This is a genomic window from Xenorhabdus kozodoii (assembly GCF_002632875.1).
In the GTDB taxonomy this organism is placed as follows: Bacteria; Pseudomonadota; Gammaproteobacteria; order Enterobacterales; family Enterobacteriaceae; genus Xenorhabdus; species Xenorhabdus kozodoii.
Window position 1 is genome coordinate 123,021 of record NZ_NJCX01000010.1, and the last position, 21,801, is coordinate 144,821.

At 44.0% G+C, this 21,801-nt stretch carries 25 protein-coding genes and 1 other RNA gene; 8 read left to right on the forward strand and 18 right to left on the reverse strand.

Translation table 11 applies throughout. The features are described from left to right. Positions 1 to 19 precede the first annotated feature (19 nt). Positions 20 to 667 carry a hypothetical protein gene (locus Xkoz_RS08820; RefSeq protein ID WP_099141802.1) on the reverse strand — a complete coding sequence of 216 codons (648 nt, stop codon included), beginning with the start codon at positions 665 to 667 and terminating at the stop codon, positions 20 to 22. A 361-nt stretch (positions 668 to 1,028) separates the two neighbouring features. Between Xkoz_RS08820 and Xkoz_RS08825 the strand changes: the two genes are divergently transcribed. Further along, positions 1,029 to 1,289: a YfhL family 4Fe-4S dicluster ferredoxin gene (locus tag Xkoz_RS08825; protein WP_099141803.1), complete on the forward strand. Its 261-nt coding sequence runs from the start codon at positions 1,029 to 1,031 to the stop codon at positions 1,287 to 1,289. 1 nt (position 1,290) lies between these two features. Here the strand turns inward: Xkoz_RS08825 and acpS are convergent, their stop codons facing one another. The 12 genes from acpS to trmN all read right to left on the reverse strand — a co-directional run bounded on the left by acpS (position 1,291) and on the right by trmN (position 11,761). Then, a complete protein-coding gene (acpS, locus tag Xkoz_RS08830) occupies positions 1,291 to 1,671 on the reverse strand; it encodes a holo-ACP synthase (protein ID WP_099141804.1) in 381 nt (126 codons plus the stop codon). Next, on the reverse strand, positions 1,671 to 2,402 hold the full coding sequence (gene pdxJ, locus Xkoz_RS08835; RefSeq protein WP_099141805.1) for a pyridoxine 5'-phosphate synthase: 732 nt from the start codon (positions 2,400 to 2,402) through the stop codon (positions 1,671 to 1,673). Before pdxJ ends, acpS begins: the two co-directional genes overlap by 1 nt. A gap of 68 nt (positions 2,403 to 2,470) precedes the next feature. After that, on the reverse strand, positions 2,471 to 3,208 hold the full coding sequence (recO, locus tag Xkoz_RS08840) for a DNA repair protein RecO (protein ID WP_099141806.1): 738 nt from the start codon (positions 3,206 to 3,208) through the stop codon (positions 2,471 to 2,473). A gap of 9 nt (positions 3,209 to 3,217) precedes the next feature. Then, a complete protein-coding gene (era, locus tag Xkoz_RS08845; protein ID WP_099141807.1) occupies positions 3,218 to 4,123 on the reverse strand; it encodes a GTPase Era in 906 nt (301 codons plus the stop codon). Continuing rightward, positions 4,120 to 4,800: a ribonuclease III gene (gene rnc, locus Xkoz_RS08850; protein ID WP_099141808.1), complete on the reverse strand. Its 681-nt coding sequence runs from the start codon at positions 4,798 to 4,800 to the stop codon at positions 4,120 to 4,122. The genes era and rnc overlap by 4 nt, the downstream gene beginning before the upstream one ends. 200 nt (positions 4,801 to 5,000) lie before the next feature. Next, entirely contained in the window at positions 5,001 to 5,972 is a 972-nt protein-coding gene (lepB, locus tag Xkoz_RS08855) for a signal peptidase I (protein WP_099141809.1), read from the reverse strand. 22 nt (positions 5,973 to 5,994) lie between these two features. Beyond that, positions 5,995 to 7,791, reverse strand: coding sequence for a translation elongation factor 4 (gene lepA, locus Xkoz_RS08860; RefSeq protein ID WP_099141810.1), 1,797 nt, complete (start codon positions 7,789 to 7,791; stop codon positions 5,995 to 5,997). Between the two features lie 228 nt (positions 7,792 to 8,019). After that, positions 8,020 to 8,484, reverse strand: a complete 465-nt coding sequence (gene rseC / locus Xkoz_RS08865; RefSeq protein ID WP_099141811.1) for a SoxR-reducing system protein RseC — start codon at positions 8,482 to 8,484, stop codon at positions 8,020 to 8,022. Then, positions 8,484 to 9,446, reverse strand: coding sequence for a sigma-E factor regulatory protein RseB (rseB, locus tag Xkoz_RS08870; RefSeq protein WP_099141812.1), 963 nt, complete (start codon positions 9,444 to 9,446; stop codon positions 8,484 to 8,486). The genes rseC and rseB overlap by 1 nt, the downstream gene beginning before the upstream one ends. Beyond that, a complete protein-coding gene (gene rseA / locus Xkoz_RS08875) occupies positions 9,446 to 10,096 on the reverse strand; it encodes an anti-sigma-E factor RseA (protein ID WP_099141813.1) in 651 nt (216 codons plus the stop codon). The genes rseB and rseA overlap by 1 nt, the downstream gene beginning before the upstream one ends. A gap of 42 nt (positions 10,097 to 10,138) precedes the next feature. Beyond that, complete coding sequence (gene rpoE, locus Xkoz_RS08880) at positions 10,139 to 10,714, reverse strand: RNA polymerase sigma factor RpoE (protein WP_099141814.1); 576 nt, start codon at positions 10,712 to 10,714, stop codon at positions 10,139 to 10,141. A 279-nt stretch (positions 10,715 to 10,993) separates the two neighbouring features. Further along, a complete protein-coding gene (gene trmN / locus Xkoz_RS08885; protein ID WP_099141815.1) occupies positions 10,994 to 11,761 on the reverse strand; it encodes a tRNA(1)(Val) (adenine(37)-N(6))-methyltransferase TrmN in 768 nt (255 codons plus the stop codon). 143 nt (positions 11,762 to 11,904) lie between these two features. Between trmN and srmB the strand changes: the two genes are divergently transcribed. After that, positions 11,905 to 13,245, forward strand: a complete 1,341-nt coding sequence (gene srmB / locus Xkoz_RS08890; RefSeq protein WP_099141816.1) for an ATP-dependent RNA helicase SrmB — start codon at positions 11,905 to 11,907, stop codon at positions 13,243 to 13,245. Positions 13,246 to 13,364: 119 nt separating this feature from the next. On the opposite strand, the gene Xkoz_RS08895 is transcribed toward srmB, so the two are convergent. Together Xkoz_RS08895 and grcA are read right to left on the reverse strand one after the other, a co-directional pair. Further along, positions 13,365 to 14,408 carry a Tle-like phospholipase domain-containing protein gene (locus tag Xkoz_RS08895; RefSeq protein ID WP_208615233.1) on the reverse strand — a complete coding sequence of 348 codons (1,044 nt, stop codon included), beginning with the start codon at positions 14,406 to 14,408 and terminating at the stop codon, positions 13,365 to 13,367. A gap of 208 nt (positions 14,409 to 14,616) precedes the next feature. Then, positions 14,617 to 15,000, reverse strand: coding sequence for an autonomous glycyl radical cofactor GrcA (grcA, locus tag Xkoz_RS08900; protein WP_099141817.1), 384 nt, complete (start codon positions 14,998 to 15,000; stop codon positions 14,617 to 14,619). 335 nt (positions 15,001 to 15,335) lie between these two features. Here grcA and ung point away from each other — a divergent pair, with 335 nt between their 5' ends. Then, the gene (gene ung, locus Xkoz_RS08905) at positions 15,336 to 16,016 is read left to right on the forward strand and encodes a uracil-DNA glycosylase (protein WP_099141818.1); all 681 of its coding nucleotides are present in this window, start codon (positions 15,336 to 15,338) and stop codon (positions 16,014 to 16,016) included. Between the two features lie 64 nt (positions 16,017 to 16,080). On the opposite strand, the gene grpE is transcribed toward ung, so the two are convergent. Next, the gene (gene grpE, locus Xkoz_RS08910; RefSeq protein WP_099141819.1) at positions 16,081 to 16,662 is read right to left on the reverse strand and encodes a nucleotide exchange factor GrpE; all 582 of its coding nucleotides are present in this window, start codon (positions 16,660 to 16,662) and stop codon (positions 16,081 to 16,083) included. Positions 16,663 to 16,786: 124 nt separating this feature from the next. Here grpE and nadK point away from each other — a divergent pair, with 124 nt between their 5' ends. The 3 genes from nadK (at position 16,787) to bamE (ending at position 19,909) form a co-directional block, all read left to right on the forward strand. Beyond that, positions 16,787 to 17,665 carry an NAD(+) kinase gene (gene nadK, locus Xkoz_RS08915; RefSeq protein WP_099141820.1) on the forward strand — a complete coding sequence of 293 codons (879 nt, stop codon included), beginning with the start codon at positions 16,787 to 16,789 and terminating at the stop codon, positions 17,663 to 17,665. Positions 17,666 to 17,778: 113 nt separating this feature from the next. After that, on the forward strand, positions 17,779 to 19,452 hold the full coding sequence (gene recN / locus Xkoz_RS08920) for a DNA repair protein RecN (RefSeq protein WP_099141821.1): 1,674 nt from the start codon (positions 17,779 to 17,781) through the stop codon (positions 19,450 to 19,452). A 112-nt stretch (positions 19,453 to 19,564) separates the two neighbouring features. After that, positions 19,565 to 19,909 carry an outer membrane protein assembly factor BamE gene (gene bamE / locus Xkoz_RS08925; RefSeq protein ID WP_099141822.1) on the forward strand — a complete coding sequence of 115 codons (345 nt, stop codon included), beginning with the start codon at positions 19,565 to 19,567 and terminating at the stop codon, positions 19,907 to 19,909. 49 nt (positions 19,910 to 19,958) lie between these two features. Here bamE and Xkoz_RS08930 read toward each other — a convergent pair whose 3' ends face one another. Beyond that, on the reverse strand, positions 19,959 to 20,252 hold the full coding sequence (locus Xkoz_RS08930; RefSeq protein ID WP_099141823.1) for an RnfH family protein: 294 nt from the start codon (positions 20,250 to 20,252) through the stop codon (positions 19,959 to 19,961). Continuing rightward, positions 20,245 to 20,679 carry a type II toxin-antitoxin system RatA family toxin gene (locus Xkoz_RS08935; RefSeq protein ID WP_099141824.1) on the reverse strand — a complete coding sequence of 145 codons (435 nt, stop codon included), beginning with the start codon at positions 20,677 to 20,679 and terminating at the stop codon, positions 20,245 to 20,247. Before Xkoz_RS08935 ends, Xkoz_RS08930 begins: the two co-directional genes overlap by 8 nt. A gap of 157 nt (positions 20,680 to 20,836) precedes the next feature. Between Xkoz_RS08935 and smpB the strand changes: the two genes are divergently transcribed. Together smpB and ssrA are read left to right on the forward strand one after the other, a co-directional pair. Then, positions 20,837 to 21,319 carry an SsrA-binding protein SmpB gene (gene smpB / locus Xkoz_RS08940; RefSeq protein ID WP_047965037.1) on the forward strand — a complete coding sequence of 161 codons (483 nt, stop codon included), beginning with the start codon at positions 20,837 to 20,839 and terminating at the stop codon, positions 21,317 to 21,319. Positions 21,320 to 21,367: 48 nt separating this feature from the next. Further along, positions 21,368 to 21,731, forward strand: a transfer-messenger RNA (tmRNA) gene (ssrA, locus tag Xkoz_RS08945). The last annotated feature ends 70 nt before the right edge of the window (positions 21,732 to 21,801 follow it).

Consider the following 21,801-nt stretch of genomic DNA (forward strand, 5'->3'; position numbering starts at 1 on the left):
GCAAATCAAGCCATTTAGATTACAACGCAATATCATCAATCTTATATTTGGTTAATTCCTGGTTTAATTTTTGGATTTGATATTTTGACGGACTTAACATTAATAGATAGATAGCAATCCCCATAAGTAAAATCATACTGAAAGTGGCTAGAAAGAAATCTAAAGCACTCCCGATGCTATTACTCAAGGCATCGACTTTGAATAAAAACACAACCAATACAACGAATGCCAACGTGAAAAAATACGTTGATAATGTTTTTTCAAAACAATAAGTAAAGTAATAGGAAGGACCAACCTTGACTTGAACTATGCCAGAATTTAGGGCGGTATATGTTTTCAACTTTTTAAGAATATCTATATATTCTGGACTCAATCCATTTTGTTTCAGCTTGATAAATATATTTCTAAATTTATCAGACTTTATTTTTGTAATATCACACATTATCTCAGAGGCGATTTCATATCTAATATAGTTTTTACTCAAATCATCTAAATAAGCATTGTACTCATTGAGGTATTTAACGTATTTTATTGCTCTTCTCTGCCTAAAAACACTGACATCGGCATAAAAATTTTTTAATACAGACAGAATAATACCAATAAAAGTCCCGATAGTTCCCAAAACTTTCACGATATCATTGCCATGTTTTATGATGTATTCAAGCATGCTTTTACTCTAAAGAATTTAAAACATACTTAAGTATATACCCGCCTGTCAGATTATGAGTAAAAATTATCCGTCAGGATAACTGGCGAAGCATAACAAACAGTATGGCAATCGAAAATCAATTCATTGCCTTGATTCTAATCAACAGACAAGGGCACACTTAATCGCTGTGAAAATCCCAGATGTGTTAACATATGCGCCCGATCGTTTTTTGTAAAATGCATTTCGTTGTAACCCTTTCTTTGTAAGATATATTTTTAGTGAAATATATTGTATGCATAACAAGGAATGGTTCAGAGCAACAAATCAGGAAGAGAATTAAGCCGTTAATTAACAGGCTTAGTTTATGTAAGAGGTTGAAATGGCACTATTAATTACCAAACGTTGCATCAATTGTGATATGTGTGAACCCGAATGCCCTAATCAGGCTATCACGATGGGTGCCGAGATCTACGAAATTACGCCCGAACGCTGTACTGAATGCGTCGGGCATTACGAAAAGCCAACTTGCCAATCTGTCTGCCCAATCACAAATACCATTATCCTTGATCCTGACCATCAGGAAACCGAGGAGCAGTTATGGGATAAGTTTGTGCTTTTGCATCATGCTGATAAGATCTGAATTAACTTTCCAATATCACCGTCGCGCAGGCATAACGCCGTTCATCTGCCAGTGTGACATGCATGGATTTAACCTTCAGTTTTTCAGCCAACACTTCGGCTTCTCCATGAAGTTTTAACGTGGGTTTTCCCAACGGATCATTAATCACTTCAAATTGATTAAAGGCCAGCCCATTGCGGATACCGGTTCCAAATGCTTTGGCTACCGCTTCCTTGACAGCGAAGCGCTTTGCCAAAAAGCGAATAGGCTGGTTATGTTGTTGATATTGCTGCCACTCTCCGTCACTCAAAACGCGCTTTGCCAGGCGTTCGCCTGAACGCCCGACAATTTCTTCAATGCGGGATATTTCAACAATATCAGTGCCTAATCCAATAATGGCCATTAACGGCGAGCTTCCCGCAACAACGTTTTCATATCCGCAACCGCCGCAGGTAAGCCACTAAATACAGCACGGCCAATAATGGCATGCCCTATATTCAACTCATAAATTTCAGGTAAGGCTGCAATACGTTGTACATTGTGATAGGTCAAGCCATGGCCTGCATTGACTTTCAGCCCTTTAGCTGCCGCGTAAGTTACAGCTTGTTTGATGCGCTGGAACTCTTTTTCCTGTTGTCTTTCATCCTCAGCATCGGCATACGCACCAGTGTGGATCTCAATAAAGGGTGCACCAACCTCGACCGCAGCATCAATTTGCTGGTGATCGGCATCAATGAACAAAGACACCAGAATCCCCGCTTCCGATAAAGCCTTAACAGCCGCCGCAATGTGCCCTTTTTGCCCCAGCACATCCAAGCCGCCTTCGGTTGTGACTTCTTGTCGTTTTTCAGGCACTAAGCAACAAAAAGCAGGCTTGATTTGGCAAGCAATCCCCACCATTTCGTCTGTCACCGCCATTTCAAGGTTCATACGAGTTTGGATTGTTTTTCTTAATAATTGAACATCTCTGTCAGTGATATGGCGGCGATCTTCACGCAAATGAACGGTGATACCATCAGCACCGGCTTGCTCGGCAACAAATGCAGCCTGAACGGGATCTGGATAGGGTGTCCCACGGGCATTACGTAAGGTTGCAATGTGATCAATGTTGATACCTAACAATACCTCAGCCATTTTTAGCTCCTGCAATAACATAAGATTCAATAAAGTCTACACTCTTCATCATGAAAAAGCGGCCTACTTTAATTTTCATTTTTCTTGTTGGGATTATCAGTTTTTTTACGCACAAATTGACGAAATAGTTCACGGCTCTTTAGCGGTTTCCCCCCTAAATAGGGCTTCAAGGCAATGCGGGTAAAACGCTTCGCCGCTTTCAAAGTCGCCTGATCGGGAAATTCACCACTTGCCAGCGCCTTGAGTTCATAGCCAGTAAAACTGTCATGATCTACCACCAAACTGGCGATAAACCCTTTTTCTTCACGATAACGGTAAGTCATTGTATCCAATACAGGTTCGCCACTTCCTGCACAGTGAAGATAATCGACACCGTAACCCATATTGGTAAGTAACGCTAATTCAAAACGACGCAATGCACATTCGGGTGTCAATTCACTCGCCGCAAGAGCCTGTAAGCATTGGAGGTAATCAAAAAAAAGCGCGGGATAGGCTGTTCCTTGCTCAAGAACTCTGGACAGCAGTTCATTCACATACAAGCCGCTGTAGAGCACACTTCCGGTTAAGGGGAGAGCCAATGAAATAGGCTCTGCATCCCTTAATGTCTTGATTTCACCCCGCCCACTCCAGCGAATGAGCAACGGGGTGAAAGGTTGCAAGCAACCCTTTAAATGAGAGCGACGGCTGCGTGCCCCTTTCGCTAAAACACGTACCCGCCCTTCATTTTCAGTAAAGAGATCCAGCAGTAAACTGGTTTCACTGTAAGGGCGCCCATGAAGCACAAAGGCTCTCTGCCAGCCGTCCACTAATCAGCCTTATAAGTCGTCAACGTAACCGAGGCTACGCAGCGCCCGTTCATCATCAGCCCAACCGGATTTGACTTTCACCCACAATTCTAAGTGGACTTTCATATCAAACAGCTTTTCCATATCTTGGCGGGCTTCTATGCCGATTTTCTTGATCTTGCTGCCTTTATTACCAATCACCATTTTCTTCTGGCCATCACGCTCTACCAGAATCAAACCGTGGATTGTATACCCTCCACGTTCATTGGTAATAAATTGTTCAATTTCCACTGTCACGGAATAGGGCAGTTCATCACCCAAGAAACGCATCAGTTTTTCACGGATAATCTCGGACGCCATAAAACGCTGTGAGCGATCAGTGATGTAATCCTCAGGGAAGTGATGATCCGCCTGTGGCATATGATCACGCACTAATTTGGCGACTGTATCAAGATTCATGCCTTTTTCGGCGCTAATCGGCACAACATCGATAAAATTCATCTGTTGGCTAAGGAAACCGATATGTGGCAGCAAAATCGCTTTATCTGTCACATTGTCCACTTTATTGATAGCCAATAAGACAGGGCAACGCAAATGACGCAACTTGTTCACCACCATTTCATCATCGGGTGTCCAGTGCGTGCCTTCCACAACAAAAATAACCAGTTCAACATCACCAATAGAGCTGCTCGCCGCACGGTTCATCAATCGGTTGATCGCACGCTTTTCTTCAATATGAAGACCGGGTGTATCAACATAGATAGTTTGGTAAGCCCCTTCCGTATGGATCCCCATGATGCGATGCCGCGTCGTTTGAGGTTTACGGGAAGTGATGGATACTTTTTGCCCCAATAATCGATTCAATAATGTTGACTTACCGACATTGGGACGACCGACTATTGCAACAAATCCACAATAGTTTTTTTCTTCGCTCATTCAAGCTCCAGTTGTTTTAATGCTTGTTCTGCAGCCGCCTGTTCTGCCTTGCGGCGACTGGAACCAACTCCTCTGACGGGTTGTTCAAATCCACTGATCTGGCAGTGAATGGTAAATTCCTGATCGTGTGCTTCCCCACGAACCTGAACAACCAGATATGTAGGCAACGGCAAATGACGCCCTTGCAAATATTCTTGTAAACGTGTTTTGGGATCTTTTTGCTTATCGCCTGGGCTAATTTCATTCAAACGGGCTTCATACCAATTCAGGATGATCATTTCGATGGTTTGAATATCGCTATCAAGAAAAATAGCGCCAATTAAAGCCTCTACACTATCCGCTAAAATGGATTCGCGACGATGCCCTCCACTTTTTAACTCACCCGGCCCCAGACGCAGGCATTCACCTAATTCAAATTCTCTGGCCAGCTCTGCCAACGTATTACCACGCACCAGTGTCGCTCGCATGCGGCTCATATCCCCTTCATCAACACGGGGAAAACGCTGGTAAAGGGCGTTAGCAATGACAAAACTCAGGATTGAATCACCAAGAAATTCCAAACGTTCATTATGCTTACTGCTGGCACTACGGTGAGTCAACGCTTGAAGCAACAAATCGTGCTGTTTAAAGCTATACCCTAGCTTATGTTGTAACCGGTTCGTTATTATGGAGTTCATGTGCTACCAATTCAGTTAGAATTTATCAAATAAAAGCACACGCAACAGACCTGTGAGGCGATACCATTGCGGTATACCTTACAAAACTGTTGCGTTTGCACTGGCTCCCAAGGGATTCGTTATCTTAGGGAGCCAGTCATCTCGTTTGAAAGAATATTCTACACTGTGGGATAAATTAATGCTGCGCTAATATAGAAATATTAGTGAATTCCCCCAATGCGGCTGAAACGCACGCCGGTCGGCCATTCACCTTCCTGTTTTTCAAAGCTCATCCAAATGGCGGTTGCACGGCCTACCAGATTTTTTTCCGGTACAAATCCCCATGAACGACTGTCATCGCTATTGTCGCGGTTATCCCCCATCGCAAAATATTGCCCTTTAGGAACAACCCAAGTGCCCATTGGCAAACCTTCCTGAGAGAAACTGGGGACGCGTTGTATGATAGGGATGGTCAAAATAGAGTGTGACACATTACCTAGATTTTCGACCCTTTCATTCTGGCGCAGAGAGTATGGCCCTATTGGTTCATCAACTGGCACTTGATAAACACCATTTATTCTCATTCCTTCTGGTGTTATATCTTCTTTTAGCGTCCATTCACTTGGAAACACACTCCGATAAGTCACCGGTAAGTCACCTTTACATTCCGCATTCCAACCGCAGCCAGGGTAAACCTGAAGCTCTTTTTTGACGTCATCGTAAACGATCTTATCCCCAGGCAAGCCAATGATTCGTTTTACAAAATCTATGCTTGGGTTCTTCGGATATTTGAAAACAGCAATATCTCCACGCTTAGGTTCGCCAGTCTTAATTAAGGTTGTTTGCGTAATCGGATCTTTTAAACCATAAGCAAATTTTTCAACCAGAATGAAATCCCCGATCAGCAGTGTTGGCATCATTGAACCCGAAGGGATCTGAAAAGGTTCATACACGAAAGAGCGTAGAACCAATACAATGGCTAACACGGGGAAGACAGATGCAAGTGTCTCAATCCATGAAGGTTTATTCAGTTCTTTAGCCAAAGTTTCCTGAGTTTCTGCGCCTGTCGCCTGTCCCTGAATGTGAGCAAGTTTTTTCTTACGTTCAGGTGCGAACTTGAATCGCTCTATGCACCAGAGAATACCGGTGATTAACGTTGCTAACGTTAATATCAAGGCAAAAGTGTTAGCCATTTGATCTCCTTACGGATCTTTGTTAATTATCTTTGCCAACGTGCAGAATCGCTAAGAAGGCTTCCTGCGGCAGTTCAACGTTTCCGACCTGCTTCATGCGTTTTTTACCTTCTTTCTGTTTCTGCAATAGCTTTTTCTTACGGCTGACGTCACCACCATAACATTTCGCCAATACGTTCTTGCGCAACTGTTTAACGGTAGAACGCGCAATAATATGAGCACCGATGGCAGCCTGAATGGCAATGTCAAATTGCTGGCGTGGGATCAAATCCTTCATTTTTTCCACCAGCTCACGCCCACGATATTGCGAATTGTCACGGTGAGTAATCAATGCCAGCGCATCAACACGCTCGCCATTAATCAAGACATCCACACGAACCATGTCTGCGTTCTGGAAACGAATAAAGTTATAATCCAGGGACGCATAACCACGGGATGTCGATTTCAGGCGGTCAAAGAAATCCAGCACAACTTCAGCCATTGGGATTTCATAAGTCAGTGCAACCTGATTGCCGTGGTAGACCATGTTCGTCTGCACACCGCGTTTTTCTATGCAGAGTGTAATGACATTGCCAAGGTACTCTTTCGGTAACAACATGTGACATTCTGCAATCGGCTCACGCAGTTCTTTAATGTTGTTTAATGGCGGTAACTTGGATGGACTATCAACGTAAATAATATCATCACTGACTGTCTCAACTTCATAAACCACTGTTGGAGCCGTGGTGATCAAGTCGAGATCATATTCACGTTCCAAACGCTCCTGAATAATTTCCATATGCAGTAAGCCAAGGAAACCACAGCGGAAACCGAAGCCCAATGCAGTGGAACTTTCTGGCTCATAGAATAATGACGCGTCATTTAAGCTCAGTTTACCCAATGCATCACGGAACGCTTCATAGTCATCAGAACTTATCGGGAACAACCCCGCATAAACTTGCGGTTTGACCTTTTTAAAACCAGGCAGGGCTTTTTCCGCAGGCTGACGGGCCGTTGTCAGTGTATCCCCAACTGGCGCCCCCAGAATATCTTTGATGGCACAGACTAACCAGCCGACTTCACCACAATTCAATACATCACGATCAATACGTTTTGGCGTGAAGATGCCCAAACGATCAGCGTTATAGACTTGCCCGGTGCTCATTACCTTGATTTTATCACCCTTGCGTAACGTACCGTTTTTAATACGGACAAGTGAAACAACACCCAGGTAATTATCAAACCATGAGTCAATAATCAGGGCCTGCAACGGTGAATCAGGATCGCCTTCTGGTGGGGGTATCTCTTTCACCAGACGTTCAATAACATCTTGTACGCCCACCCCTGTTTTCGCAGAACAACGAACAGCATCTGTTGCATCAATACCAACAATCTCTTCAATTTCTTCTGCGACACGCTCTGGTTCAGCGGCAGGGAGGTCAATTTTGTTCAGAACTGGCACCACTTCCAGATCCATTTCAATGGCGGTATAGCAGTTAGCTAATGTTTGAGCTTCAACACCCTGCCCCGCATCCACAACCAACAAAGCGCCTTCACAAGCAGCCAGAGAGCGGGAAACCTCGTAAGAGAAGTCAACATGGCCTGGTGTATCGATAAAGTTTAATTGGTAAACTTGCCCGTCATTTGCCTTGTAATCAAGAGTGACACTTTGGGCTTTGATCGTGATCCCGCGCTCACGTTCAAGATCCATTGAGTCCAGTACTTGCGCTGCCATTTCGCGATCAGACAGACCACCACAAATTTGAATAATCCGGTCAGATAGCGTGGATTTACCGTGGTCAATGTGGGCGATAATGGAGAAATTTCGTATTTGCTTCATTATTAAATCTTTTTTGCCTTAATATTTCTGAATATTCGCCTATGGACACATTGATGGACATAAAGCGACAGTTTATGGGTTCGGCCACTGGCCTAAGGGATCGTATTCTACATGCCAAACCCGTGAAAACCAAACTCATGAAAACTTAGCCATGCCTGTCGTTTTCAGTATGACCGGGTCATTTTCAGTAATGATAAATTAAAGTTGAAATTCGAATGGTAAAACAGATTATTCTTGCTGTAGAACCTTAATCGAATCAGGAGGTAAACCAATTTGTAACACAACAGGTTGGTATGCTTGCAAATTATCCCAATACGCAGCAATCTTGCGGGCAGTGAAGAAACCAACAAATCCACCGCTAATTCCCCCTAAACAGATCCATAATTGGTCAATCGTCCAAAACTGGAAAAGTGCGGCGCCCAAAAACAATCCCAACAAGGGGGTCAAATAAACCAGCATAGCTGAGCGTAGCAGGCTGCTTTCAGGAATACCGACTTCGACCTTCTGGCCTGGTTGCAGCGGTTGGGTAATTTCCAGCTCCAACTGATGGATGCTTTCTGGCCCTATTTTTTCCAGTAAATAAGAACCACAGGCGGCTTTAGCCTGGCAGCTACTGCAACCTGAAGATGAGCCATAGCGTAACAATGCACGCCCCTTTTGCCAACGGACAACCGTTGCCCACTCTTTAACCATCAGTTTTTTTCTCCCGTAAACATCACGCTTGCCGCAATTCGCTCGGCTGTTGCAAAAGGCAATTCACCAATGACTGTGATGCTATGTTTATCTCCGGTCAAAGTATAAACCGTTCTCCTGCCTTGTCGAAAGGGTGGCCCATCAACAACCTTTGTACCTGAGTTCACGACATTGACCGAGAAATTAAACAACCCATCACTATACATGATAGATTCCAACCACTCTGTCTCTGATATCTTCCCGCTGTTACGGGAAATTTCTTTGAAACCCTCCGGCATTTCTGCAACCCGCCAATTGAACTTCAGTTTGTTGGCCGGGGAAATGAGTAACATAGGCGGCAATTTCAAATCAGTAATCGCGTTCAGTGCCGTTTTAACATCGCCATTCACCGTTGATGACACGACACGGAATTGCTCAATGACTGTTTTATTATCCTTATCTAATAGGTCTATCAACAGAGGAAGATGATTTTTTTCATCAATCAGGAGGTTATAGTTATAGCGGGATTTATCTTTCGATATGATGCGAACAAAATTCACGGGATGATCGCCAACGTGCGTACTCCCTGCATCAATGAAACGATAAAAATTTTGCAATTGGGTAAAATCAGCGAAGATGATTGGCGGAAGATAATCGACGATATGGGTGCTACGTATACTAAATGAATCCAATCCAGGCTCGTAATAGCTGATTTGGTCACCGCGCTGGATAATTTCTCTACGTGAGCCATCCATTTGGATGATTTGGGCGATAACTTGTCCATCAATAATGGCATGACGGTAACGCAAGGGAACAAGAAATTGTTGCCCTAAAATGATAAAACCAAACTCATAATCCAGCGTTTGTACCGCCTTACTCATATCCTGCAACAAAGCCTCAGCACGGCTTTGTTGCGCTGAGGCTTTTAGAGGATTGATCAGGCTACTCGCCAATAAAAAAACGACAACCCAAGTCTGTTTCATCACTGTTGTTGTGGCTGTTGTGGTGCTTGCTCTTCAGAAACGGGATTAGCCTGGGTGGCGCCATAATTTTTTTCCGTGTGAATGCGTCGAGCGAGTTCATATTGCTGCAACATCGCATCAATCCGTTTATTGCTTTCTCGCACTTGCATACTCAAATCGCCACCAAAAGTTTCTTCTTCGACTGGCGTCGCTAAACCCACTGTTGAGGCGGTTCCCATCACAGGCAACGTGTTAAAAGCTGGCGCTTCAAATTGGCTATCTGTTTCAACACTATTATCGCCATTATTATATTGTTGGACACCGGCAATCACCGCCAACGATACGCAAGCTGCAACACCTATTTGTGCAATTTGGCTCTTCCATGTGCGAATGTTGTTCCAAAACGGCATATTAGCCCATGTTTCGGGTTTTGGCTGAGATTCCAAAACCGCCGCCGGGTTAATATGGATGGGTTCTTTTTCAAGTGCCAAAGCTACTCGACTCGCAATATCCACATGTAATACATTACCCACATCGCCACGCAGTACATCACGCACAAGGTGATATCGTTCCCACTGTTTCTGCATGACCGCATCTTCAGAGACCCAATGAACTACTTCACTATCAAGAGCTTCTCCATCCATTAATGCGGAAAGTTTTTCTCTTTGCATGCCAAAGTACCCTTAAGTATTGTTTTGCCCAACCCTGTTCCACTATTGTTGGATCAATGGTTGAACTTTATTATCAATTGCTTCTCTTGCCCGAAAAATTCGTGAACGCACAGTGCCTACAGGACATTCCATGATGTCGGCTATTTCTTCATAGCTCAACCCCTCTAACTCCCTCAACGTAATCGCTACCCGCAAATCTTCTGGCAGCGATTCGATCGTGCGAAAAACCACTTCCTTTAATTCTTCAGACAACATTAAGTTCTCAGGGTTCGAAATTTCTTTTAATGAATTCGACGTATCATAATTTTCTGCGTCGTTGGCATCCAGATCATTGGATGGTGGACGACGTCCCTGAGCAACTAAATAATTTTTCGCAGTGTTAACGGCAATACGGTACAACCATGTATAAAAAGCACTGTCACCCCGGAAAGAAGACAGTGCCCGATAAGTCTTAATGAAAACCTCTTGAGCAACATCAGGAACGTCGCCTTGAGGTACGTAACGAGCTATCAAACTCGCTACTTTGTGCTGGTATCTCATCACCAGCAAATTAAATGCCTTTTGGTCGCCCTTCTGGACTCGTTCAATCAGCATTTGATCCGTTAACTGCTCGCTCATCCGAGGTTCACTCTCCTGAGGTAAAACTCCACATTTATACTTAAATTAAACCAATATGATGCTCTAATTTCCCGAACAAGCATGACTTTGAGTATCAATTTATTGTGAAGTTCAACGTTAGCTGTAATTTTAATGGCAACCGCCTGTTATTCTCGTATTGCATCTGTCTAAATCATAGCCACTATTTTACAGGGCACGCGATTTTAATCTGAGAAAAAGAAAACTCTTGTTTTATTGTAGCGAAAAATATAATTCGCCATCTCAATAGTGCTAACATTATCAATAATAAAGATAAAAATCCGTTACTAACTGACGAAATTCGTCTGAGTATGAGCCATCCGAAGAACGAATTGTTAACTCACTCACTTGAGTATCTCGTTCTTGTAGTGACAATCCCAGCAATAGACGATGCAACGGCTTCCCTTGCCTGTCACGAACATTGACTCGGAAATGGGTAAACCATCCCAAACCTGACGCCATTTTTTCAAATTGTTCACCAATGTTATAAGGCAGTACCAAACAAAATAACCCCGTCGGGGTAATCAACGCCTGCACACACGCCAGCAATCCTTGATGCGTCAATGATTCCGTATAACGAGCCTGATTACGCGCTTCGTTTCGGCATGCATTAGCCGGCTCAAAGTAGGGAGGATTGCTAACAATCAAATCATATTGGAGATCAATGTTTCGTAACTCATTTTGCTGAACATGTTGTCGCACGAAATCATGAATATCCCGCTGATATACCGTAATGCGGGAAGACCACGGTGATTGCTGCGCATTATCAACGGCCTGCATAGCAGCAAGTGCGTCCAGCTCCACTGCATCAATAATAGTCTCTTCTTTTGTACGTTGGGCGATCATTAACGCAATCAAACCACTACCACATCCAATATCCAGACATCTTTTCCTGTTATATACTGGCGCCCAGGTTCCCAATAACACACCATCCGTCCCGACTTTCATCGCACATTTATCATGTCCAACAAAAAACTGTTTAAATGTAAAACCACCGCGGCGAAAAGCGGGTTTCTGTATCGATGCCATGACCTATATCTGCTGAAATGAGAATTTGTCATAGCATAAATCTTATGGCCTACGGATCAAAGCAACCTGCTTATTGGATGCTTTTATAGGGTGAAGAATGCGCCTAACCCGTTTATAATCTGCGGCCCTAACAGAGGTATATGATGACTGCGACAAATTTTTCCGAATTCGAACTTGATGAAACCCTGCTTGAAGCACTGAATGAAAAAGGCTATGAACGCCCGACCGCCATTCAGGCGGCCGCCATTCCTGCGGCCATGGAAGGACGGGATGTATTAGGTTCTGCGCCAACCGGGACAGGCAAAACGGCGGCTTTCCTGCTGCCGGCACTACAGCACTTACTGGATTTTCCTCGCAAAAAATCAGGGCCTCCGCGTATCCTGATTTTGACGCCAACCCGTGAACTGGCCATGCAGGTTGCAGAACAGGCAAAAGAACTCGCGGCCCATACACATTTGGACATTGCCACCATAACCGGTGGTGTTGCCTATATGAATCACGCGGAAGTATTTAGTGAAAACCAGGATATTGTTGTCGCAACGACAGGGCGGTTGCTGCAATACATCAAAGAAGAAAACTTCGACTGCCGTGCAGTAGAGACGCTGATCCTTGATGAAGCCGATCGCATGCTGGATATGGGCTTTGCCAATGATGTCGAAACTATTGCAGGTGAAACCCGCTGGCGCAAACAAACGTTATTATTCTCCGCAACGCTGGAAGGGGAAGCCATCCGTGATTTTGCCACGCGCCTGTTAACGGATCCCGTTGAGATCGATGCCGAACCTTCTCGCCGCGAGCGCAAGCGAATTCAGCAATTTTATTATCGGGCGGATTCGTTAGAGCATAAAACCGCTTTGCTGTGTCACCTTCTCCAACAACCCGATGTGACTAAGTCCATTGTTTTCGTACGTAAACGAGAGCGAGTACGTGAACTTGTTGATTGGCTGAGCCAGGCAGGCATTCAGGCCGCTTTCCTTGAGGGGGAAATGGTGCAAGCCAAGCGTACAGATGCCGTCAGACGCTTGAATGATGGTAAGGTCAACGTTCTGGTCGCAACCGACGTAGCCTCCCGTGGGTTGGATATCGAAAATGTCAGCCACGTCTTTAATTTTGATTTACCGCGTACCTCAGATGTTTACTTGCACCGAATTGGGCGTACTGCCCGCGCAGGCCGTAAAGGAACCGCCATTGCGCTGGTTGAAGCACACGACCACTTACTTTTGGGTAAAGTCAGCCGTTACCTCAATGAGCCGTTGAAAATGCGGGTAGTTGATGAGCTTCGTCCACAAACCAAAGCACCCAGTGAGAAAAAGGGCAATAAACCATCCAAAAAAGTATTGGCAAAACGTATAGAGAAGAAAAAAACAGAAGAAACGAAGAAAAACCGCGTTAAAGTTCGCCATCGCGACAGAAAAAATATCGGTAAACGCCGTACTTCTTCTGACAAATCCAAACCAGAATTAATTGAATCCAGCAATGATTAATTCTAGCAATTATCAATTGTAACAATCGGTTGTACAAATCGGTCGTAGAAATTGATTGCAGAAATGGGCGAAGCCATGCAATGAATTCGCCCATCTTCTGGCAGGCTGAACCCTAAATATTACCCAGCATAATACCGTTCACTTTGTTGTGGTGTGGTATCAGTCGCTGTAGCATCCGTTGACGCCAGCAGGGTATTGCCCTTGTCCAACCAAGGCTTTTGCTCCGCCATCAATTCGAGGACGGCTTCCAAAAAATGCGCTTTAAAGACATGTAAGCCATATCGATTAGGCAAGATGACATCCCATACGTTCTCCAATTCATATTCATACTTAAGTTCTATTGTATGTCCCATCGGTTGATCCAGTGGCAATGTTTTTTGCAAATTACCCAGCCAATCGTGTTCAACGGCATAATGGCGTATCAAGCCACTGTCAGCCATTTCACGAGCGACTTCGGGTGATATTCCCATATATTTCAATGTCGCGTCAGAAACACTCACAGAATTGTAGATAACGGCGGGTTTTCCGGTTGTCAATGCGGCCACTGTTGCTAATCCCCCCCCTAATGAGTGCCCTGTGAAAACTACATTTTCCCCAAATACCCCTAGCGCCTTATGTGCCAAGTCTACCGCTTGGTTATATTGCTTTTCATTGTAACCAAGTCCCTGACGAATACTGACCATAAAGTCCTTTAGTTCATTCGAACCCGTGAAAGAGACAATATATAGCCCCTTGTTATGGTATACCCCGGCCTGAAACCCTGTTGAATAATCATTCAGGGTGTCGGGATCAATGCCTACTTTTAATAAATCTTCATCAGACAGACGTTCATAATCGCCAATCCCTAAACTACTTTGCCGATAAACATCACGGGTAAGCAGCGTCAAGGTATAATCGACCCGTTTCGATTGTTTTCCCGCAATATCATTGGCTTCCAATCCAGGCACTGCCATCGCACTGGCATTTGAGTTGCTCACCAATGATTGATAGAGCGCATTAACCTGTTTGGTGTTTTCTGAAAGCGAAATGTTTGGGGGAGAAATAGGATTAACTTTGTCTGGGGGTGGCTGGGCTGAAGAATTAGATTGAGGTTGCAGGGAACTCCCTTGTAATGAATATACCCCTAAGTTACTTAACAAATTGGTATTGATTGATAAAGTCATAAAGTTCTCCCATAGATTATTCAAGTTTGATGCAATTAAAAAACCTAAACTCTCTATCGGCAGAATGATTAACAAATTTAAAACAATTTTAATTTTTAATTAACAAAATAAATTTCCATAACTTAAATATGGGATTGTATTTTCTCGTTTATGCCAATAAAAAAGGGAGTATTCATTCTCCCTTTGGACTTTTTGCTTGGTATAAAAATTACATACTTTCTGTAAAAGTACGCGCAATCACATCGCGCTGCTGTTCTGGGGTCAGTGAGTTAAAGCGCACAGCATAACCGGATACGCGAATAGTAAGCTGAGGGTATTTTTCGGGATGTTTGACTGCGTCTTCCAACGTTTCACGCCGCAGAACATTAACATTCAGATGTTGCCCGCCTTCGACACGTACAGTCGGTTCAATTTCTAGCGGGATCTCGCGATACTCAAACTGCCCCAACTCCTGTTTATCAATAATCTGGCCTTCATCGTAATCTGCTTTGGCACAGATACAACGCGCTTCATTTTTTTCATCATCCAACAGCCAAAAAGAGTTCATCAATGCAGCGTTGTCAGATTGGGTAATTTGAATCCCAGTAATCATTTATACCTCCAACATCATCATTTTGGTTATTTAGCCAAGCCATTATTTAATCAACCATCATTCTTGGTTTCCTGTATACCAGCCCAAATGAGAAGATTCTTTGATTGTAATCAACTAATTTTATAAGGTTATTAATGGGGAAATTATAACACCATGTTTTAAATCATTTTTTATGGACAGCCTGAATAAAATTATTTTTATATATTTTCAAAAAAAATGATAAAAACAGATTTTCATTCTGGAAATTCAGCGTGGATTAGGATCTGAGGGTTTCCCTATCCCAAGGGAATCGGTAAGCTTAAGCCATCTGATAATCATCTAGAAAGGGATTGGCTATGTCCGCACCTCTCACATGGCACGATGTCATCGGCAATGAAAAGAAGCAGCCTTATTTTATTGATACAATCAATTATGTTACCCATGAACGTCAGGCTGGAAAAACCATTTATCCGCCTCAGAAAGATATTTTCAACGCATTCCGCTATACCGAATTGGCTGATGTAAGAGTGGTGATTTTGGGACAAGATCCTTACCACGGCCCGAACCAAGCCCATGGCCTGGCTTTTTCTGTACAACCAGGCATTCCTGCGCCACCTTCTCTCGTCAATATGTACAAAGAGCTGGAAGCGGATATTGCTGGATTCACTCGCCCCGATCACGGTTGCCTGATCAGTTGGGCAAAACAGGGGGTGCTATTGCTCAATACCGTGCTCACCGTTGAACGCGGCAATGCACATTCCCATGCCCATTTAGGGTGGGAAACCTTTACTGACAAAGTTATTGCAGCAATCAATGAACATCGTAGCGGGGTCATTTTCTTGCTTTGGGGATCTCATGCCCAGAAAAAAGGCCGTTTTATTGATACCCAACGCCATCATGTATTAAAAGCACCACACCCTTCCCCTTTGTCTGCCCATCGTGGTTTTTTAGGCTGTAAGCATTTTTCGCAGGCCAACAATCTGTTGGAAGCTCAAGGATTATCGCCAATAGACTGGAAACCTCAATTGCCCCAATAACCCATTTTTGCTCACAAAAATGCCGCCTTTTAACGGCGGCATTTCATCACGGGATACCGTAGCGTTATTTAGAAACAGCAACCATTGCAGGACGTAATAGGCGGCCATTTAGGGTATAACCTTTTTGCATCACCAACATCACCTGATTAGGTTCATGCTGTTCAGATTCCATCATGGTCATCGCCTGATGCACTTCTGGATTGAAAGGGACATTGATGTCACCAACCACTTCAACACCAAACTTACCCACGGCATTAATAAAAGATTTCAGGGTCAGTTCAATACCTTCAATCATTGGCTGTAGCGTTTCATTCGTACGATCAGCCACTTCTAATGCACGTTCCAGATTGTCGATAACAGGCAGAAGTTCATTGGCAAATTTTTCCAATGCAAATTTATGTGCCTTTTCTACATCCAGCTCAGTACGACGGCGAATGTTTTCGATTTCAGCACGTGCACGCAACAACGCATCACGTTCATTAGCCTGCGCCTGTTTCAGTTGTTCTTCCAGCTCAGCAACACGCGGGTCAACAACGTTTTCAGTCTCTGCCGCGTCTGCCTTTTCCGCATTCATTTGTTGCTCTAATACATTTTCTGTATTTTCTGCGACTTGCTCGTCAGGTACTTTTTGGTCTTTACTACTCATGGATATCTCCGCGTATTTTGTATTATCTTCGCCATTTGAGCTTATTATGGGGATCAAAACGTGGGATTCAAGGGAACAATCATCATTGTGAGGGCAAAACCATATGCTGAAGGAAGTAACAGCAATGAATAATGAATTCAAATGCATCGGTATTGTCGGTCGTCCACGTCATCCTGAAGCGCTGGCCACCCATGAAATGCTGTACCACTGGCTGGTGTCTAAAGGTTATTGCGTCATTGTGGATAGACAGGTTGCAAAAGACATTAATTTAAAAGACGCCCAGACTGGAGGGTTAACAGAAATTGGTCAGATCGCCGATCTTGTGATTGTTGTCGGTGGTGATGGCAATATGCTCGGTGCTGCCAGAGTGTTATCGCGTTATGATATCAAAGTCATTGGCATCAACCGAGGTAACTTAGGTTTTTTGACGGATTTAGATCCCGATAATGCTTTGCAACAGCTATCCGAAGTTCTGGATGGCGAATATCGGGACGAAAAACGTTTTCTGCTCGAAGCACAAGTGACAAAAACCGGACATAAATCCCGACGTAGCACTGCACTCAATGAAGTTGTATTACATCCAGGCAAAGTTGCCCATATGATTGAATTTGAAGTCTATATTGATGAGCGCTTCGCTTTTTCTCAACGTTCAGACGGTTTGATCATAGCAACCCCCACAGGCTCCACTGCCTATTCATTGTCTGCGGGAGGGCCGATATTAACCCCAAACTTGAATGCTATCGTGCTAGTCCCGATGTTTCCACATACACTCTCGGCACGCCCTCTCGTTATCAGCAGCGAAAGCAGCATTCGCCTGAAATTCACCCAAAACAGCAGTGACTACGAAGTCAGTTGTGACAGCCAGATTGTCCTGCCAATCCAAGATGGTGAAGAAGTGATCATCAAACGCAGTGACTATAATCTGCACTTAATTCATCCAAAAGATTACAACTACTTCAATACGCTGAGCACAAAACTGGGCTGGTCGAAAAAAATGTTCTAAAAATACGTTTGCCTACTTTACTGTATAAAAAACCAGTTTATACTGTATGAAAGCACAGACATGTTTTTATGCACAGGGACATGTTTTATATACAGTAAAAAAGGAGGGGCACGGTGCTGACTCAATTAACCATCAGTAATTTTGCTATCGTTCGCGAACTTGAAATTGATTTTCGCTCAGGAATGACGGCAATCACCGGTGAAACCGGAGCCGGTAAGTCCATCGCGATTGATGCATTAGGTTTATGCCTTGGTAATCGTGGTGAAGCCAATATGGTTCGCCCAGGTGCTCCACGTACCGATCTTTGTGCCCGTTTTTTATTGGCTGATGCCCCTTCTGCCCGCAAATGGCTTATAGATCACCAGCTTGATAGCAGTTTTGATGATGGCAATGAGTGCCTGCTGCGCCGTACGATCACCGCTGATGGGCGCTCCCGCGGTTTTATCAATGGCACTGCTGTCCCCCTTTCTCAATTACGTGAATTGGGTTCGCATCTGATCCAAATCCACGGGCAACATGCCCACCAAATGTTGTTAGAAAATCGTCATCAAAGGCACTTACTGGATATTTACACGGGTGATTTCGAACTTCAGCTCGAAATGAAGCAGGCCTACCAGCAATGGCGCCAAAGCTGCCAAGCACTCTCCCAATTTCAACAACAAACCCTTGAGCGTCGCTCGCGTCAGCAATTGCTGGAATATCACCTGAAAGAGCTGAACGAGTTGTCACCACAAGCAGGGGATTATCAAGAACAAGATAGCGAATACAAACGGCTGGCAAATTGCGGGCAATTTTTGTCCGTCAGCCAAAATATCCTCCAGATGTTAAGTGATAATGATGAGCAGAATATCGTCAGCCTTCTCAGCTATGCACGTAATGAACTGACAGAGCTTGCCAGCATGGATCACAAACTCAGTGGCCTGCTTAACATGCTGGAAGAGGCGGCTATCCAAATCAATGAAGTGAGTGACGAGTTACGTCATTACAGTGACCAATTGGAACTCGATCCTAATCGTTTATTCGAACTGGAACAAAAAATCTCCCAGCAGATCAGCATGGCTCGTAAGCACCATGTTGCGCCAGAAGAGTTGCCTGCATTACACCAGCAGTTGTTGGAAGAACAATATCAATTATCCCAGCAGGAAAACGATTGTGCCCACCTAAGTGAACTGGTCAGCCTGCATTATCAACAGGCGCTGTCAGTGGCAGAAAAATTGCACCATATTCGCCAGAAATATGCCGCAGAATTGGGTCAATTGATAACAAACAGTATGCACCAACTTTCTATGCCGCATGGTCGTTTTACCATCGATATTACTTTTGAACCGGAGCATTTAAGTATCGATGGAGCCAGCAAAGTTGAATTCAATGTCACAACTAACCCTGGTCAACCCCATCAACCATTGGCGAAAGTCGCATCAGGTGGTGAACTTTCCCGTATTGCCCTGGCAATTCAGGTCATTACCGCGAAAAAGATGGAAACCCCTGCGCTTATTTTCGATGAAGTTGATGTCGGTATCAGCGGCCCAACAGCGGCAATTGTCGGTCGCCTGCTACGTGAATTGGGGGAATCAACCCAGGTTATGTGTGTCACCCATTTACCTCAGGTTGCAGGCTGTGGGCATCAACATTTTTATGTCAGCAAGCAAACAGACGGCGAAGAAACAGAAACCCAAATGCAACTATTGGATAAAAAAGCACGGCTTCAAGAGCTGGCACGGCTTCTGGCAGGAAGTGAGGTTACAAAAAATACGCTGGCTAATGCAAAAGAGCTGTTGGCGGCATAAATTGATCCAACTTTCTTGTATAATTGCAGTCATAGGTAAATGCGTAGAGGTTTTCAATCTCTTCAATGTTTATTATTATCGACGACCTAACTCCTAAAGGAATGTAATTACTATGCGCTGTAAATTGTTGACTGCCGCTACTGTATCACTGGTTATGCTGACTGCGGGTTGCTCCATGTTTGAGCGAATTGTTTATCGTCCTGATATTAATCAAGGAAACTACCTCACGCCGGCGGCGGTAGCCAAAATCCATAAGGGGATGACTCAGCAGCAAGTTTCTTACACTTTGGGAACGCCAATGCTGACCGATCCGTTTGGGAGTCAAACCTGGTATTACGTATTCCGCCAACAACCTGGTCATGGGAAAGTCACTCAGGAAACCCTGACACTGACTTTTGATGACAAAGGTGTGCTAACTGATATCGAGAATGAAAAATCACTGCCAGAGAATCAGTGATGTGTGTTTTATTTATTCGCCAGCAGATCACCTGGCGAATAAATAGGCATTATTGTGCACTATTTTTAGCGCGCTCTGCTCGTTTACGGCGCATTTCTTTTGGATCAGCAATCAGAGGGCGATAAATCTCTACACGATCACCCTCTTCCAGCGTATCGCTCAGCTTGGCTGGACGGCTATAAATTCCAACTTTATTTTTAACCAAATCGATATCGTGACGTAATGTCAAAAGACCAGACGCGATAATCGCCTGTTCAACAGTGGCTCCTTGCGGTAATTTCACATTACGCAGATATTGCCGTTCAGGCAGAGCATAAACGACTTCGATATTGATCTCAGACACTATAAACCTCACGTGCACGTTGGGTAAAAGCCTGAACCATATTACCGGCTAACTCTTTAAACACTTTGCCAAAGGCCAGCTCAATCAATTTATTGGTAAATTCAAAATCGAGGTGCAACTCAACCTTGCAGGCATCTTCACTTAACGGAGTAAAATGCCATCCTCCCATCAACTTACGGAAAGGGCCATCAACAAGCTGCATGCTGATTCTTGTATTATCAAATAACGTATTGCGCGTTACAAACGTCTTACTGATCCCTGCCTTAGAGACCTCAACGGAAGCCGTCATTTCATTATCACCACTACTTATTACACGGCTCCCCACACATCCCGGTAAAAAATCTGGATAAGATGTCACGTCGTTGACCAATTTATACATTTGTTCCACGCTATAAGGCACTAGCGCAGAGCGACTAATCTGTGGCATATCATTTCCTGTAAAACATAACAGCGCTGAATAGTATCACTTAAATGTGGTTAAATAAAAACCTGATGACATTTAGAACAATAAATATGCACTTATCGCTAAATATCATGCAGAAGAGATTTCTTTCACTAACGCATACAGTATAATACAACGCATTATGACAAAGAAAAAAGCACACAAACCCGGTTCGGCAACAATTGCCATGAATAAACGAGCCCGCCACGAATACTTCATTGAAGAAGAATTCGAAGCAGGCTTATCCCTACAAGGTTGGGAAGTCAAATCACTGCGAGCAGGCAAAGCTAACATCAGTGAGAGTTATGTTTTACTTAAAGATGGTGATGCTTATCTTTTTGGTGCCACCATTACGCCATTAAATGTTGCTTCTTCCCATGTAGTTTGTGATCCGACACGGTCACGCAAACTACTACTTAACAAACGCGAACTTGATTCACTGTATGGTCGAATCAATCGAGAAGGTTATACCATCGTCGCACTTTCCATGTATTGGAAGAATGCCTGGTGCAAAATCAAAATTGGCGTTGCAAAAGGCAAAAAAGAGCACGATAAACGTTCAGACATTAAAGAACGTGAGTGGAAATTAGACAAAGCGCGAATTATGAAGAATTCTGGGCGTTAATCGCTAGCGTTATCACCCAATATTCTGATATACTTGCCTTTAACACTTGGGGCTGATTCTGGATTCGACGGAATTTGCGAAACCCAAGGTGCATGCCGAGGGGCGGTTGGCCTCGTAAAAAGCCGCAAAATAATAGTCGCAAACGACGAAAACTACGCACTGGCAGCTTAATAACCTGCGCAGAGCCCTCTCTCCCTAGCCTCAGCTCTTAGGACGGGGATCAAGAGAGGTCAAACCTAAAAGAGATCGCGTGGATGCCTTGCCTGGGGTTGAAGCGTTAAATCCAATCAGGCTAGTTTGTTAGTGGCGTGTCTGTCCGCAGCTAGCAAGCGAATGTAAAGACTAGACTAAGCATGTAGTACCGAGGATGTAGAAATTTCGGACGCGGGTTCAACTCCCGCCAGCTCCACCAAATTTGGTAGGACAGTGTAGGGACAACAACTTGAAAAACAGTAAGTTATGAAAGTTGATTGGTCACTGTC

Excerpts from the sequence above, each read along its gene's own strand:
- Xkoz_RS08820 (WP_099141802.1), bottom strand. The coding sequence starts at position 667 with ATGCTTGAATACATCATAAAACATGGCAATGATATCGTGAAAGTTTTG.
- Xkoz_RS08825 (WP_099141803.1), top strand. The coding sequence starts at position 1,029 with ATGGCACTATTAATTACCAAACGTTGCATCAATTGTGATATGTGTGAA.
- acpS (WP_099141804.1), bottom strand. The coding sequence starts at position 1,671 with ATGGCCATTATTGGATTAGGCACTGATATTGTTGAAATATCCCGCATT.
- pdxJ (WP_099141805.1), bottom strand. The coding sequence starts at position 2,402 with ATGGCTGAGGTATTGTTAGGTATCAACATTGATCACATTGCAACCTTA.
- era (WP_099141807.1), bottom strand. The coding sequence starts at position 4,123 with ATGAGCGAAGAAAAAAACTATTGTGGATTTGTTGCAATAGTCGGTCGT.
- rnc (WP_099141808.1), bottom strand. The coding sequence starts at position 4,800 with ATGAACTCCATAATAACGAACCGGTTACAACATAAGCTAGGGTATAGC.
- lepB (WP_099141809.1), bottom strand. The coding sequence starts at position 5,972 with ATGGCTAACACTTTTGCCTTGATATTAACGTTAGCAACGTTAATCACC.
- lepA (WP_099141810.1), bottom strand. The coding sequence starts at position 7,791 with ATGAAGCAAATACGAAATTTCTCCATTATCGCCCACATTGACCACGGT.
- rseC (WP_099141811.1), bottom strand. The coding sequence starts at position 8,484 with ATGGTTAAAGAGTGGGCAACGGTTGTCCGTTGGCAAAAGGGGCGTGCA.
- rseB (WP_099141812.1), bottom strand. The coding sequence starts at position 9,446 with ATGAAACAGACTTGGGTTGTCGTTTTTTTATTGGCGAGTAGCCTGATC.
- rseA (WP_099141813.1), bottom strand. The coding sequence starts at position 10,096 with ATGCAAAGAGAAAAACTTTCCGCATTAATGGATGGAGAAGCTCTTGAT.
- rpoE (WP_099141814.1), bottom strand. The coding sequence starts at position 10,714 with ATGAGCGAGCAGTTAACGGATCAAATGCTGATTGAACGAGTCCAGAAG.
- trmN (WP_099141815.1), bottom strand. The coding sequence starts at position 11,761 with ATGGCATCGATACAGAAACCCGCTTTTCGCCGCGGTGGTTTTACATTT.
- srmB (WP_099141816.1), top strand. The coding sequence starts at position 11,905 with ATGACTGCGACAAATTTTTCCGAATTCGAACTTGATGAAACCCTGCTT.
- Xkoz_RS08895 (WP_208615233.1), bottom strand. The coding sequence starts at position 14,408 with ATGACTTTATCAATCAATACCAATTTGTTAAGTAACTTAGGGGTATAT.
- grcA (WP_099141817.1), bottom strand. The coding sequence starts at position 15,000 with ATGATTACTGGGATTCAAATTACCCAATCTGACAACGCTGCATTGATG.
- ung (WP_099141818.1), top strand. The coding sequence starts at position 15,336 with ATGTCCGCACCTCTCACATGGCACGATGTCATCGGCAATGAAAAGAAG.
- grpE (WP_099141819.1), bottom strand. The coding sequence starts at position 16,662 with ATGAGTAGTAAAGACCAAAAAGTACCTGACGAGCAAGTCGCAGAAAAT.
- nadK (WP_099141820.1), top strand. The coding sequence starts at position 16,787 with ATGAATAATGAATTCAAATGCATCGGTATTGTCGGTCGTCCACGTCAT.
- bamE (WP_099141822.1), top strand. The coding sequence starts at position 19,565 with ATGCGCTGTAAATTGTTGACTGCCGCTACTGTATCACTGGTTATGCTG.
- Xkoz_RS08935 (WP_099141824.1), bottom strand. The coding sequence starts at position 20,679 with ATGCCACAGATTAGTCGCTCTGCGCTAGTGCCTTATAGCGTGGAACAA.
- smpB (WP_047965037.1), top strand. The coding sequence starts at position 20,837 with ATGACAAAGAAAAAAGCACACAAACCCGGTTCGGCAACAATTGCCATG.